We start from the raw sequence: 13495 nt of genomic DNA on the forward strand, positions 1-13495 counted from the left end.
TGCCTCTAGGCCGGTGCGCCGGCGACCGATCCCCTGACCACCAGGTCGACCGGCCAGACCTCGCCGCGAGCCCCCTCCTCCAGGCCGGAAATCCGCGCCGCCAGCCGTTCGGCGATGCGCGCGCCGGCCAGGCGGATCGACGAACGCGTCGTCGACAGCGGCACCGAAAAATTCTCCGGCTTCAGCCAGGGAAAGACGTCGTCATGGGCGATCAGCGACAGGTCGCCCGGAATGGTCAGGCCGAGATCGCGCACCGCGCGCACCACGCCGAGCGCCATGATCAGGCTGGAGCAGGCGATCGCCGTCGGCGCGTCGCTTTGTTCCAGCAAGCGCCGGGCAGCGCGGTAGCCATTCTCCTCGGTCATGGTGAGGGAACAGACATGCTGATCACCAAGCACCAGGCCGCTTGCCGCTAGCGCGCGCCGAACGCCGCGCTCGCGGTGGATGGCGAAGGTCTCGCGATCGTCGCCATTGATCAGCGCCAGACGCCTGTGACCGAGCTGGACGAGAAGCCGCGCCGCCTCGTGGAAGGCGCCCTCATTGTCGATGTCGGTGAAGGGATAGTGGAAATCGAAGCCTTCGCTGCGGCCATGGACGATGAAAGGAATGCCGAGCGTATTGACCAGCGCCACCCGGCGGTCGGCCGGCCTCGGCGACGAGATATAGACCGCGTCGACCTGCCGGTTGGCGACAATACGGCGGTAGGTCGTCTCCTGGTCGTCGGCATCGGCCGGTGACAGCACCAGGTCGAGCTCGTGCGAACGCGCATAGTCGCCGAGGCCGGACAGGAACTCGACGAAATGCGGGTCGATGTCGACGGTCGTCCCCGTCGGCAGCACATAGCCGATCATGCCGGTCTTGCCGGTCGCCAGCCGGCGCGCGCTCGGATTGGGGCGATAGCCGTGACGCTTGGCGGCATCGACCACCCGCCGGCGCGTTTCCTCGTTGACTTCCGGGTAGCCGTTCAATGCGCGGCTGACCGTGGTCTGCGAAAGCGCCAGCATGTGGGAGAGCTGCTTGAGGTTCACCGGAGGCCTCCAAAACCTCAAAGCGCTTTTAATCTGAATCGAGCTGGCCGCTACGAACCGCCTTGCCGAGCGCAATGACCATACGCACGGTTCAGACCGGTTTGAAGCCGAATTTGCTGCTGCACCGCCAGAAAACTGTGCTGCAGCGCACTTTCGCTGGCACTCGGCCGCAGAAATCAAATCGATTAGCGTGGCTTTCTCTTGACTCCGGATCAATTCAGTGGCGTGATCAAAATCACCAAAGCGCTTTGGAAGACTCTACGAAAGGTTGCAGTTCCTTTCCGACTGAGTCACAGTCCTGCAGCGCCGCCGGACGGAATGGAGGTTTCGTTCGGTGTTTGTCACCACTGGGAGGGAATACCGATGAAGAAAATGCTTCTGCTGGGCGCTGCGTTTGCCACGCTCGCCCTGGCCATGCCGGCGCAAGCCGAACTGAAGTTCAAGCCGGGCGAAGATCCCCGTTTCAACTGGGCCAACTACGAGGAGCTCAAGAAGGTCGACCTCAAGGGCGAGACGCTGACGATCTTCGGACCGTGGCGCGGCGAGGACGAAGGGCTTGTCCGCACCGTTCTCGATTATTTCTCCGAAGCCACCGGCGCCGAGATCAAGTACTCCTCGTCGGAGAATTACGAGCAGCAGATCGTCATCGACACGCAGGCCGGCAGCCCGCCCAACATCGCCGTGCTGCCGCAGCCGGGTCTGATCCAGGATCTGGCATCGAAGGGGCTTTTGACGCCGCTCGGCGACGACACCGCCACCTGGGTCAAGGACAATTACGGCGCCGGCCAATCCTGGGTCGACCTCGGCACCTTCAAGGACAAGGACGGCAAGCCCGGTTTCTTCGCGTTCCCCTACAAGGCCGACGTGAAATCGCTAGTCTGGTACTCGCCGGATAATTTCGAGGAAGCCGGCTACAAGGTGCCGAAGACGCAGGAAGAGCTTGCCGAGCTCGAAAAGAAGATCATCGCCGACGGCGGCACGCCATGGTGCATCGGGCTTGGTTCGGGCGGCGCCACCGGCTGGCCTGCGACCGACTGGGTCGAAGACATCATGCTGCGCACCCAGACGCCCGAGACCTACGACAAATGGGTGAAGAACGAAATTCCGTTCAACGATCCGGCCGTGGTCAACGCCATCGACATTTTCGGCCAGATCGCGACCGACGACAAAATGGTCGAGGGCGGTGCAAAGGCGGTTGCGGCGACCGATTTCCGCGACAGCCCGAAGGGCCTCTTCTCGGTGCCGCCAAAATGCTATCTGCACCACCAGGCATCATTCATCCCGACCTTCTTCCCGCAAGGCACCAAGATCGGCGAGGATGCCGACTTCTTCTATTACCCGCCCTACGCCTCCAAGCCCGATCTCGGCACTCCGGTGCTGGGCGCCGGCACGCTCGCCATGATCACCAAGGATAGCAAGAGTGCCCGCGCGTTCATCGAATTCCTGAAGCTGCCGCTCGCTCATGAGATCTGGATGGCGCAGGGTGGCTTCGTGACGCCGTTCAAGTCGGTCAACAAGGACGCCTATGCCAGCGACGCGCTGAAGAAGCAGGGCGAAATCCTGGCCAACGCCTCGACCTTCCGCTTCGATGGGTCCGACCTGATGCCGGGCAAGATCGGCGCCGGCGCCTTCTGGACCGGCATGATCGACCTGGTCGGCGGCAAGTCCGCCCAGGACGTCGCCACCGATATCCAGAAAAGCTGGGACGCGATCAAGTAAGCGGCCGGCTTGCGTTCCCAATGTGATGCGGTCCGGGCCTCAAACGGCCCGGACCTTATCCGGTGCTTGGCGTCGCGTCGATTGTCGTGAGCACAACGCATTCCGGCATGATGCGCGCCCAGTGACCTGCTTTTCGGCTGGTCGCGCTCCAGACAACTGAATCGGCGCATGATCCCGTCGCCAAAGCCATTCTCGACTGGCGGATCCGTGCGCAGGGGGAGGGACCCATGGCGGCTCAGATTTTTTCGGCGATATTCGTCATCATCATCGGCGTGGGCGGCTGCGTCGCCTATTTCTGGGGCGCCAACAAGGCACTCGATACGATCTTTCCGGCACGCGGCGTTTCCGGCAAGGCGGCGATTAACAATCTGCGGCGGCAGGGGGTGATCCGGCCGTGGCTGTTCGTCGGGCCGGCGATGATCATCCTCACCATCTACCTGATCTACCCGGTGGTGGAGACGCTGAGGCTGTCGTTCCTCGATCGCGGCGGCGGCCATTTCGTCGGCTTGGCCAACTATCACTGGGCGTTCGGCGACCGCGAGTTCCGCAACTCGATCCTCAACAACATCATCTGGCTGGCAGTGGTGCCGGCCGCCTGCACCTTCCTCGGGCTGATCATCGCCGTGCTCACCGACAAGATCTGGTGGGGCACCATCGCCAAGAGCCTGATCTTCCTGCCGCTGGCCATCTCCTTCGTCGGCGCCAGCGTCATCTGGAAATTCATCTACGAGTATCGCGGCGACGGCCAGACGCAGATCGGTCTGCTCAACGCCATCATCCAGTATTTCGGCGGCCAGCCGCAGGTCTGGATATCGCTGCCGTTCTGGAACAACTTCTTCCTGATGGTCATCCTGATCTGGATCCAGACCGGCTTTGCCATGGTCATCCTGTCGTCGGCCTTGCGCGGCATTCCGGAAGAGACGCTGGAAGCCGCCGTCATCGACGGCGCCAATCCTTTCCAGATCTTCTGGAAGATCATGGTGCCGCAGATCTGGGGCACCATCGCCGTAGTCTGGACCACCATCACCATCCTGGTGCTGAAGGTTTTCGACATCGTGCTGACCATGACCAACGGCCAGTGGAACAGCCAGGTGCTGGCCAATCTGATGTTCGACTGGATGTTCCGCGGCGGCGGCGATTTCGGCCGCGGCGCCACCATCGCCATCATCATCATGATCGCGGTCATTCCGATCATGGTCTGGAACATCCGCCAGGCGAACAAAGAGACGGAGGGACATTGAGATGGCCGTGGCGACCGGAAAGTCCTTTGTCAGCCGTTTCGGCGTCCATATCGCCGTCTTCATCTTCGTTGCGATCTGGACGATCCCGACGCTCGGCATCCTGGTCTCGTCGCTGCGCGACAAGGACCAGATCATCGCTTCGGGCTGGTGGAACTCGTTCACCAGTTCCAGCCAGACGGAAGCCGGACGGCTGCCGCCCGCTTCGGCGCAGGTCGAGAAGGACGGCAAGTTCGTCCTGCAAGGCAATATCTTCGGCGACGGTCCTGCCCGCAACATCAGCGCCTTCGGCGTCAAGTCGGCCGCACCGACGCAATATCCCGCCGGCACGACAGCCGATCTCGGCGACGGCGTGACCCTGCAGCTCAATGCCGACGGCAGTTTCGTCATGACCTCGCCGAAGGCTTTCGAAAGCGAACGCGGCCAGCGCGTCTATTACGCCTCGTCGGCGCCGCCGAAATTCACCACCGACAACTACGACACGGTGCTGTTTTCGGAAGGCATCGGCCGCTCCTTCATGAATTCGCTGACCGTCACCATTCCGGCGACCGTGATCCCGATCCTGATCGCCGCGTTCGCCGCCTACGCTTTGGCGTGGATGCGCTTTCCCGGCCGGGCGCTGCTCATCGCCGTCATCATCGGCCTCCTGGTCGTGCCGCTGCAGATGTCGCTGATCCCGCTGTTGAAGCTCTATAACGGCGTCGGCAGTTTCTTCGGCGTGCCGTCGAAAACCTATCTCGGCATCTGGCTGGCACATACCGGCTTCGGCCTGCCCTTCGCCATCTATCTGTTGAGGAGTTATATTGCCGGCCTGCCACGCGAGATCATGGAATCGGCGCGCATCGACGGCGCCAGCGATTTCGAGATCTTCGTCAAGATCGTGCTGCCATTGTCGTTCCCGGTGCTGGCCTCGTTCGCCATCTTCCAGTTTCTCTGGGTGTGGAACGATCTGCTGGTGGCGATGGTTTTCCTCGGTACCGAGGGCGACCAGATCGTGCTGACCGCCAAGCTCAATGCGTTGCTCGGTTCGCGCGGCGGCGACTGGGAGATCCTGACGACATCGGCCTTCGTCACCATCATCGTGCCGCTGATCGTGTTCTTCTCGCTGCAGCGCTATTTCGTCCGCGGGCTGCTTGCCGGCTCGGTGAAAGGAGGTTGAAATCATGCAATCCGCTTTGAAGGCGACCCCGAAGCCCGATCTCGCGATCGATCGCGACTGGTGGCGAGGTGCCGTGATCTACCAGATCTATCCGCGCAGCTATCAGGATTCGAACAGCGACGGCATCGGCGACCTCAGGGGCATCATCGGCCGGCTGCCCTACATCGCCTCGCTCGGTGCCGACGCCATCTGGATCTCGCCATTTTTCAAATCGCCGATGAAGGATTTCGGCTACGACGTGTCGGATTATTGCGACGTCGATCCGATGTTCGGCACGCTGGCCGACTTCGACGCGCTGACCGCAGAGGCGCACCGGCTTGGCCTCAAGGTGATGATCGACGAGGTGCTCTCGCACACCGCCGACATCCATCCATGGTTCAAGGAAAGCCGTTCGAGCCGCAGCAATCCAAAAGCCGACTGGTATGTCTGGGCGGATGCCAAGCCGGACGGCACGCCGCCCAACAACTGGCTGTCGATCTTCGGCGGCTCGGCCTGGCAGTGGGACACCAGCCGCCAGCAATATTACCTGCATAATTTCCTGGCCGAGCAGCCCGACCTCAACTTCCACAGCCGCGCGGTCCAGGACGCGCTGCTCGATGTCACCCGCTTCTGGCTGGAGCGCGGCGTCGATGGCTTTCGCCTCGATACCATCAATTTCTACTTCCACAGCCAAGGCCTGGAAGACAATCCGCCGCTGCCGCCCGAGCAGCGCAACGACCAGACGGCGCCGGCCGTCAACCCCTACAACTACCAGGACCATCTCTACGACAAGAGCCGGCCTGAAAACCTCGGCTTCCTCGAACGCTTCCGCGCCCTGCTCGACGAATATCCGGCGACGGCCGCGGTTGGCGAAGTCGGCGATTCGCAGCGTGGGCTGGAAGTGGTGGCGGCCTATACGGCAGGCGGCAAACGCGTGCATATGTGCTACTCCTTCGACTTCCTGGCGCCGGAGAAGATCAGCGCGGCAAAGGTGCGCTCGGTGCTGGAAACCTTCGGCAAGGTGGCCAGCGACGGTTGGTCGTGCTGGGCCTTCTCCAACCATGACGTGATGCGCCCTGCCTCGCGCTGGGCTGCCGGCGAGCCCGACCCGACCGCCTACCTCAAGGTCATCTCGGCGCTGCTGATGTCGTTGCGCGGCTCGGTCTGCATCTATCAGGGCGAGGAGCTCGGGCTTAGCGAGGCCGAGCTCAGCTTCGAGGATCTGCAGGACCCATACGGCATCCGCTTCTGGCCGGAATTCAAGGGCCGCGATGGCTGCCGCACGCCGATGGTTTGGGACGGCGCTGCCCGCAATGGCGGCTTCTCGACGGCAAAGCCCTGGCTGCCGGTGCCCAGCAAGCATCTTGCGCAAGCGGTCAATGTGCAGCAGGGCGACGACGGCTCGCTGCTCGAGCACTATCGGCGCTTCCTGGCTTTCCGCCGCGCCCATCCGGCGCTGGCCAAGGGCGATATCGAGTTCATCGAAAGCGAGGGCGACACCGTCGCCTTCACGCGCCGCGAAGGCAACGAGCAGATCGTCTGCGCCTTCAATCTCGGAGCAAAGCCGGCCGAGGTCGATCTCGGCGGCCGCTCACTGCAGCCCTTGCCGGGACACGGGTTTTCGGGACAGACTGGCGCCGGCACTATCCGCCTCGGCGGCTACGGCGCCTGGTTCGGGCGTATCGACTGAATTCAAGGAAGAACTGGAGGGTACCATGGCCGATGTCACGCTAAGGCAAGTGAAGAAATCATACGGCAATCTCAACATTCTGCACGGCGTCGACCTCGACATAAAGTCGGGCGAATTCATCGTCTTCGTCGGTCCGTCTGGTTGCGGCAAGTCGACCTTGCTGCGCTGCATCGCCGGGCTGGAGGAGATCACCTCAGGCGAGCTCAAGATAGACGGCGAAATCGTCAACGACGTGCCGCCGTCGAAGCGCGGCATCGCCATGGTGTTCCAGTCCTATGCGCTCTATCCGCACATGACCGTCTACGACAACATGGCGTTCTCGATGAAGATCGGCAAGGAAAGCAAGGCCGAGATCGACAAGCGGGTGCGCCAGGCGGCCGAGATCCTGCAGCTGACCAAATATCTCGACCGTCTGCCCAAGGCGATGTCGGGCGGCCAGCGCCAGCGCGTCGCTATCGGCCGCGCCATCGTGCGCAATCCCAAGGTCTTCCTGTTCGACGAGCCGCTGTCCAACCTCGACGCGGCGCTGCGCGTCGCTACCCGCATCGAGATCGCCAAGCTCAAGGAATCGATGCCGGCCACAACGATGATCTACGTCACCCACGACCAGGTCGAGGCGATGACGCTGGCCGACCGCATCGTGGTTCTGAAGGAAGGCCATATCGAACAGGTCGGCACGCCGATGGAGCTCTACAAGCGGCCCGGCAATCTGTTCGTCGCCCAGTTCATCGGCTCGCCGGCGATGAACATCCTGCCGGCAACGATCGACAAGACCGGCAACCCGACGCTCGTCAGCCATGTCGGCGGCCGCAAGGCAACGGTGCCGATCGCAACGCCTGCCTCGGCGAAAGGCGCTGCGGTGAGCTTCGGGGTGCGGCCGGAGGATCTGATGATTGCCACCGGCGCCGACTATTTGTTCGAAGGGACGGTCGATTATGTCGAGCAGCTCGGCGAGGTCCAACTCGTCTATGTCGACATCGGCCGCGCCGACCTGCCGCTGGTGACCAAGCTGCCGGGCAATGTCGAGGTCAAGCGCGGAGCGACGCTGCGGCTGACGGCGGACGCAGGCGACCTGCATATTTTCGACGCCGACGGGCGCTCTTTCGCGCTCCATGAAGCAGAAGCAAAGGCGGCTTGAAGCAGGCGTTTTTCCGCCATGCAAAGACAAGAGCGGCGGGCATGGCCCGCCGCTCTTGTTTGGAATTCCAGTTCGGCTGTTAGAGCGGTTCATCGTTTTCACGGAAACGCCGAACCGCTCTATCTCTTTGTTTTGACGCAATTCCGGACGGAAAACCGTTTCACACTTTTCCTGGAATTGCTCTAGTTGTTACCGAAGAGGTTGCGGTCGGCGCCCTGAGGCGCGGACTTGGGCACATCGCCAGACGAATTCAGCAGTTTGTAGATCGGCGAATTGCTGTCACGTACCGAAAACGTCTGCGTCTTGTCGACGTTGACGGTCGACTGCTTGTTGATGTCGGTCCCGCCAACATTGTCGTTGCGGGCATAGGCGCTGCCGGCGGCAATCAAGAGAGCGGCGGCAGTAAGAACAATCTTTTTCATTTGGGTACTCCTGGATTTTCAAATCAAGCGGCGGGCTCACCCGCCGCTTTGATGCTGGGATCGGCTATTAGTTGTTGCCGAAGAGGTTGCGGTCGGCGCCCTGGACGACCGGCTGCTTTTCAGCATGGTCCGACGTCTTGACGGAAGCCGTGTACGAGCTATCGACGGAAGGCGCAGGCTGGTTGGCACCGTTGGAACCATAATTGTCGCTAGCGGCGAAAGCGCTGCCGGTGATGGTCAGAACGGCGGCGGCAGCAAGAACGATCTTTTTCATTTTAATACTCCTGAATTTCTCGGGTCCCAGGCGGCGGATAATGCCCGCCGCCCTGATGCTGGGATCGGCTGTTAGTTGTTGCCGAAGAGGTTACGGTCGGCGCCCTGGACAGGCTGCTCGTCAGCATGAGCCGGCTTCTGAATGGAAGCCGTGTACGAGCTGTCGACCGAAGCGGCAGGCTGGTTCGCACCCTTGGAACCAAAGTTGTCGCTGCCAGCGAAGGCGCTGCCGGTGATGGCCAAAACGGCGACGGCGGCAAGAGCGATCTTTTTCATTTTAGTACTCCAGTATCTCAGTTTTTCCGTCCGGCGAGCGGCGTGTCTTGGGAGGAATTCGCGTCGTCCGGACAGCCCCGATGTGGGAAAGCCAATGGCCAGTTTCCAATCACGAAGTTGTTTGGTGTGGACCAAGAATCTACACCTTGAAATTGTGCCAGAGATTCCCTCCGCCACAATTTTATTGCTAAATATCAAGTAGATAGCCCATAGCATCGGTCTGGCTGCAAGGTGGCTTGGAGAGGCAGCGTTCACAGCGTCCTGCACGCATTGTCAACAGAAACGAACCGTTCGGTTCGATTTTTTAAACCGATAAAAGTAGCAGCAGGGGTTGTTTGTCGAATCGTTAACCATTTCAGCCAAGCGCGACCTTGCCGTTCTACCTGTTTTCGGCCTGTTTATGCCGGGCAGCAAAGACTGCAACGGGCAAGCAGAACCGGGTCAGACCCCGTAGCGTTCGGTGCGGATGAGTGCCGCCGGGACGCCGGCATCGATCAGTGCCTCGGCGGCGGCCGTCACGAATGCGTTCGAGCCGCAGACGAAGGCCAGCTTCGGCGGCGCGGGCAGCCTCGTCATGGCTTGCACCATCATCGCGGCGTCGATCCGCCGCGCATAATCCGCCGGACGGCGGGCCGGCTCGCGCGTCAGCGTCAGCACCAGGTCGAAGCCATCCCGGCGCTCGGCGAGGTCGATCAACTCGTCGCGAAAGATCACCTCGTCCCAGACCCGCGCGGAAAACACCAGCGCGGCGGCGACCAGCGACTCCCGCATCGCCCGGTGACGGACCATTGACATCAGCGGCACCACGCCCGACCCGCCGCCGACGAGCAAGAGCGGTCCGCCATCGCTGTCGGACCAGACGAAATGGCCGCCGAGCGGCCCGCGCAATTCGACGTCGTCGCCCACCGCCGCGATCTCGTGAAAGAACGGCGAGACCTCGCCGTCCTCGAGTTTTTCAATCGCCAGCTCGATGGTCTCGCCGGTCTCCGGCGCCGAGGCGATGGAATAGGAGCGGCGCGCCTGATAGCCGTCAGGCGCTGTCAGCCTGACGTCGACATGCTGTCCGGCACGGTAAGCGAAGGGCCGCGATGGCTGTAGGAAAAAGCTGGTGACGCGCGGCGTGCGCTTTTGGATGCGGGTGATGGTGACTGTCTGCCAGGGCGACTGCGTCGCCGGTGCGTCGCTCATGGATCGTTCGTGTAGCGCTGTTCGCGCCACGGGTCGCCATAGATATGATAGCCTCGCAGCTCCCAGAAACCCGGCTCGTCACGCTCGGTGAACTGCAGCCCGTTCAGCCATTTGGCCGATTTCCAGAAATAGAGATGTGGAACGAGCAGCCGCGCCGGCCCGCCATGATCGGGGGTGATCGGCTTGCCCTCGTAAAGCAGTGCCACCATCGCCTTGCCGCCGGTGAGATCCTTCGTCGGCACGTTGGTGGAATAGCCGTCGAAACCCAGCGCCAGCGTGAAGGCGGTGGGCGGCTCGATGCCGGCGTCGGCAAGGATGTCATCGACCAGCACGCCCTGCCACGCGGTGTCGAACTTGGTCCATGCGGTCACGCAATGGATGTCGCGCGTCATCTTGGTCAAGGGCAGCGCATTGAACTCGGCCCAGTTCCACTTCTTGATCGGCCGCGGCCCGTGCTTAAGCGTGAACGACCAATCCTCGGTGCGCACATGCGGCGTCGGGCCGGCCGACAGGACCGGGAAACCTTGCTCGAGATACTGCCCCGGCGGGATACGTGCATTCGTATCCGTCGGGGGCTTTCGTCCGGAAGAGAAGCCTCGGGTAACCATCGAGAATATCCGTTTGCGCAAGGTCCAATCGACCCTTGTCAGTTTTCTCGAAGACGCGCCCGCGGGCAACCGAAATCTTGGCTCGGCCTGGCGGCAGTGCTCTACGTCGATTTTGGCAGCGCGGCGCGTGCCTCAGCCACTGGCAAAGGGCACGGCGACAAACATCTGGGCGTCGCCGCGCTCGACAAGCAGCAGCACCGATTTCTTGCCGGATTTGGCAGCCTGAGAAATCGCCTGGTTAGCCTGCCTGGCGCTCCTCACCGGATGCTGGTCGACGGCGACGATGATGTCGCCGGGCTGAATGCCGGAAGCCGATGCCGCCTTGTTCGGGTCGACGCGCTCGACCAGTGCGCCGTGCTGGTTGCCTGCCAGGTTCATTGCCTGGCGCACATCCGGGGTGACGTCCATCAGGCCGAGACCGAGCGTCGGTGCGCGAAGGCCCTGCCCCGTCGACGGCTGACCCTGATCGCCGGCCACCGATCCCGTCGCCATATCGTCTTCGTTGCGCCCGATCTCGACGGAGATCTGCAGGCCCTTCCCCTTGCGCCAGACATTGAGCGCTTCCCTCGTGCCGGGCGCAATGTCGGCGACGGCGCGTGACAGGTCCCTTGGATCCTTTATGTCCTGGCCGGCGAAGCTGGTAATGACATCGCCGGTCTCGATGCCGGCCTTGGCGGCCGGCGATCCGTCGCTGACCTGCGCGACCAGCACGCCGGCGGGGTGATCGAGGCCGATGGCGCTCGCCATATCAGGCGTCACCGGCTGGATCTGGACGCCGAGATAGCCGTACTGGATGGAGCCGCCCTTCATCAGCTTGGCGACGACCTTTTGCGCCTGGTCCGAGGGGATGGCGAAGCCGACGCCGACGCTGCCGCCATTCGGCGAAAAGATCGCCGTGTTGATGCCGACGACATTGCCGTTCACATCCGTCAGCGGGCCGCCGGAATTGCCCCGGTTGATCGGTGCGTCGATCTGGATGAAATCGTCAAACGGCCCGCTGTGCAGGTCGCGGCCGCGCGCCGAGACGATGCCGGCCGTGACGGTGGTGCCAAGGCCGAAAGGATTGCCGAAGGCGAGCACCTGATCGCCCGGCATGAGCTTGTCGGAATCGCCCCATTTGACGGTCGGCAAGGGCTTGCCGGCTTTGACCTCGAGCACGGCAAGATCGTTCTTGGCGTCATGGCCGATCAATTTGGCGGGAAGCTCGGTGCCGTCGTCGAGCGTCACCTTGATCGACTGGGCGCCGTCGACGACGTGATTGTTGGTGACGATGGTGCCGTTGGCGCCGACGATGAAGCCTGAGCCGAGGGCCTCGGTGCGCGGCGCCTGTTCCGGCGGCGTCTTGGGGGCGGGCTGTCCCTGGTCATCGAAGAAATGGCGGAAATAATCGTCGAAAGGCGAGGTTCCGCCAAAGGGAGAGCCATCGCTCGTGGTGTCCGGCTGTTGGGCTTTCATGACCGTCGTGATGGTCACCACTGCCGGTTTGTCGGCCGCCACGACCGGAGCGAACGAACCGCTGGGAGCGGTCATGCCGGTGACAGGTGGCGTCACTGTTGCCGCCAGGACATCATTCAGCCTGGGAGCGAGAGGCAGGGCGAAGGGGCTGACGATCAGCGCGGCGCCCAGCAAAGCGGCGACGCGATGTCTGCGAAGGGTCTGGATTGGTGACATGGCCGTTGTCCGGGCGAGAGATTGATCGGGCGCCGCAGCGTTCCGTCACCGGAACGCTCCATCGGCGTGTCGGCCTTGCCTGTCTCGCCTGGCACGGCGGCCGACCGAATCGACAGCCCCGCATCTAGGGCGCCGATCGTGGTTTCCAGATAATATTACGAAGATTTAATTTCCGGCTGGCAGCCGCCTTGCCGGGCTGGCGCCGAAAGCCGAAAACAAAAACCCGCCTTGCGGCGGGTCGTTGGGGCAAATCAGCACCATACCCAAATTACTAGCATAGCTGCCGGCACAAAGCAAGAACAAAATAGCTACCCAAGAAAAATCGCCTCAGGTTGTGCCGCCCCTCACCGCCCCTGCCGAGGCTTCCTATGCCGCTGTCCCGTCCGTTCGCCTGAGATACGCCGAGGCGATCTCGCGCATCCGCCTGCCGTCGAAGCTCGGTCCATGACCGCCATGGCCGATGCGGATCGGCAGATCGAGCAGCCGCTGCATCGTGTGGCGGTAGGCGGCACGATCCGAATCCGGCAGGTCGTCGATCAGCGTGGCGTCGTAGATGGCGTCGCCGGCGAAGAACAGGCCGTCGGCCTCGTCGAACAGCGCGATCGAATCAGGAGAGTGGCCGGGCAGATGCAGGACGCGGAATTGGCGGTCGCCGAGGTCGACCCTATCGCCCTCGTCCAGGGTCCTAGTCAGCGGCGCCGGCGGAATCCTGTAATCGGCGGCTTTCCAGCCCTCCGCCGGCAGCCTGGAGACAGCCCCTTCCAGGTCATGGAACATGTAGGCGTAGGTAATCGCTTCATCCATGCTGCCGAACTGCGCGGCGCTGTGGCGCGGCCCTGCCCGCAACGGAAACTCGTGCAGCGAGCCGACATGATCGAGATGGATATGCGTGGCGACGACGAGCAGCGGCTTGCCGGCCGGCGTGTCGATCTGCGGCGCCAGTGGGCAGATCCCCATGCCGGTGTCGACCAGCAGGTCGACGTCGCGGCCGCGCAAATGCCAGATGTTGGCGCGCACGAATTCATGCACGAAGGGCTCGGTCAGCATGGTCGTCTCTGCGTCGACGATGGTTTTGCTGAACCAGTTGTCCATCAGATCAAGGCCCG

At 62.6% G+C, this 13495-nt stretch carries 13 protein-coding genes; 5 read left to right on the plus strand and 8 right to left on the minus strand.

All coding sequences use genetic code 11. The features are described from left to right. Positions 1 to 5: 5 nt before the first annotated feature. A complete protein-coding gene (locus NKH71_RS27200; protein WP_023718343.1) occupies positions 6 to 1028 on the minus strand; it encodes a substrate-binding domain-containing protein in 1023 nt (340 codons plus the stop codon). Between the two features lie 363 nt (positions 1029 to 1391). Between NKH71_RS27200 and NKH71_RS27205 the strand changes: the two genes are divergently transcribed. From NKH71_RS27205 to NKH71_RS27225, 5 genes are all read left to right on the plus strand, one after another. Then, on the plus strand, positions 1392 to 2747 hold the full coding sequence (locus NKH71_RS27205) for an ABC transporter substrate-binding protein (RefSeq protein WP_352789396.1): 1356 nt from the start codon (positions 1392 to 1394) through the stop codon (positions 2745 to 2747). Between the two features lie 227 nt (positions 2748 to 2974). Next, positions 2975 to 3988, plus strand: coding sequence for a carbohydrate ABC transporter permease (locus tag NKH71_RS27210; RefSeq protein WP_352640567.1), 1014 nt, complete (start codon positions 2975 to 2977; stop codon positions 3986 to 3988). A 1-nt stretch (position 3989) separates the two neighbouring features. After that, positions 3990 to 5144, plus strand: a complete 1155-nt coding sequence (locus NKH71_RS27215; RefSeq protein ID WP_023718340.1) for a carbohydrate ABC transporter permease — start codon at positions 3990 to 3992, stop codon at positions 5142 to 5144. A gap of 4 nt (positions 5145 to 5148) precedes the next feature. After that, positions 5149 to 6813 (plus strand): beta-galactosidase BglA, encoded by a 1665-nt coding sequence (gene bglA / locus NKH71_RS27220; protein WP_352855789.1) that lies wholly within the window; start codon positions 5149 to 5151, stop codon positions 6811 to 6813. Positions 6814 to 6838: 25 nt separating this feature from the next. Further along, a complete protein-coding gene (locus NKH71_RS27225; protein ID WP_023718338.1) occupies positions 6839 to 7951 on the plus strand; it encodes an ABC transporter ATP-binding protein in 1113 nt (370 codons plus the stop codon). 182 nt (positions 7952 to 8133) lie between these two features. Here the strand turns inward: NKH71_RS27225 and NKH71_RS27230 are convergent, their stop codons facing one another. From NKH71_RS27230 to NKH71_RS27260, 7 genes are all read right to left on the minus strand, one after another. Further along, entirely contained in the window at positions 8134 to 8373 is a 240-nt protein-coding gene (locus NKH71_RS27230) for a DUF680 domain-containing protein (protein WP_023718337.1), read from the minus strand. A gap of 67 nt (positions 8374 to 8440) precedes the next feature. Continuing rightward, positions 8441 to 8647 carry a DUF680 domain-containing protein gene (locus NKH71_RS27235; protein ID WP_352789403.1) on the minus strand — a complete coding sequence of 69 codons (207 nt, stop codon included), beginning with the start codon at positions 8645 to 8647 and terminating at the stop codon, positions 8441 to 8443. Positions 8648 to 8718: 71 nt separating this feature from the next. Continuing rightward, positions 8719 to 8922: a DUF680 domain-containing protein gene (locus NKH71_RS27240; RefSeq protein WP_023718335.1), complete on the minus strand. Its 204-nt coding sequence runs from the start codon at positions 8920 to 8922 to the stop codon at positions 8719 to 8721. Between the two features lie 441 nt (positions 8923 to 9363). Beyond that, positions 9364 to 10110 carry an FAD-binding oxidoreductase gene (locus NKH71_RS27245; protein ID WP_352484723.1) on the minus strand — a complete coding sequence of 249 codons (747 nt, stop codon included), beginning with the start codon at positions 10108 to 10110 and terminating at the stop codon, positions 9364 to 9366. Further along, entirely contained in the window at positions 10107 to 10718 is a 612-nt protein-coding gene (locus NKH71_RS27250) for a molybdopterin-dependent oxidoreductase (RefSeq protein ID WP_352484722.1), read from the minus strand. The genes NKH71_RS27245 and NKH71_RS27250 overlap by 4 nt, the downstream gene beginning before the upstream one ends. Positions 10719 to 10850: 132 nt before the next feature. Continuing rightward, positions 10851 to 12389 carry a DegQ family serine endoprotease gene (locus tag NKH71_RS27255; RefSeq protein ID WP_023718332.1) on the minus strand — a complete coding sequence of 513 codons (1539 nt, stop codon included), beginning with the start codon at positions 12387 to 12389 and terminating at the stop codon, positions 10851 to 10853. A gap of 366 nt (positions 12390 to 12755) precedes the next feature. Then, positions 12756 to 13481, minus strand: a complete 726-nt coding sequence (locus NKH71_RS27260) for an MBL fold metallo-hydrolase (protein ID WP_352495226.1) — start codon at positions 13479 to 13481, stop codon at positions 12756 to 12758. Positions 13482 to 13495 lie beyond the last annotated feature (14 nt).

The organism is Mesorhizobium sp. M0983, from assembly GCF_040318975.1.
Taxonomy (GTDB): domain Bacteria; phylum Pseudomonadota; class Alphaproteobacteria; order Rhizobiales; family Rhizobiaceae; genus Mesorhizobium.

Coding starts and splice junctions, on each gene's coding strand:
- NKH71_RS27205 (WP_352789396.1), top strand. CDS start 1,392: ATGAAGAAAATGCTTCTGCTGGGCGCTGCGTTTGCCACGCTCGCCCTG.
- NKH71_RS27210 (WP_352640567.1), top strand. CDS start 2,975: ATGGCGGCTCAGATTTTTTCGGCGATATTCGTCATCATCATCGGCGTG.
- NKH71_RS27215 (WP_023718340.1), top strand. CDS start 3,990: ATGGCCGTGGCGACCGGAAAGTCCTTTGTCAGCCGTTTCGGCGTCCAT.
- bglA (WP_352855789.1), top strand. CDS start 5,149: ATGCAATCCGCTTTGAAGGCGACCCCGAAGCCCGATCTCGCGATCGAT.
- NKH71_RS27225 (WP_023718338.1), top strand. CDS start 6,839: ATGGCCGATGTCACGCTAAGGCAAGTGAAGAAATCATACGGCAATCTC.
- NKH71_RS27230 (WP_023718337.1), bottom strand. CDS start 8,373: ATGAAAAAGATTGTTCTTACTGCCGCCGCTCTCTTGATTGCCGCCGGC.
- NKH71_RS27235 (WP_352789403.1), bottom strand. CDS start 8,647: ATGAAAAAGATCGTTCTTGCTGCCGCCGCCGTTCTGACCATCACCGGC.
- NKH71_RS27240 (WP_023718335.1), bottom strand. CDS start 8,922: ATGAAAAAGATCGCTCTTGCCGCCGTCGCCGTTTTGGCCATCACCGGC.
- NKH71_RS27245 (WP_352484723.1), bottom strand. CDS start 10,110: ATGAGCGACGCACCGGCGACGCAGTCGCCCTGGCAGACAGTCACCATC.
- NKH71_RS27250 (WP_352484722.1), bottom strand. CDS start 10,718: ATGGTTACCCGAGGCTTCTCTTCCGGACGAAAGCCCCCGACGGATACG.
- NKH71_RS27255 (WP_023718332.1), bottom strand. CDS start 12,389: ATGTCACCAATCCAGACCCTTCGCAGACATCGCGTCGCCGCTTTGCTG.
- NKH71_RS27260 (WP_352495226.1), bottom strand. CDS start 13,481: ATGGACAACTGGTTCAGCAAAACCATCGTCGACGCAGAGACGACCATG.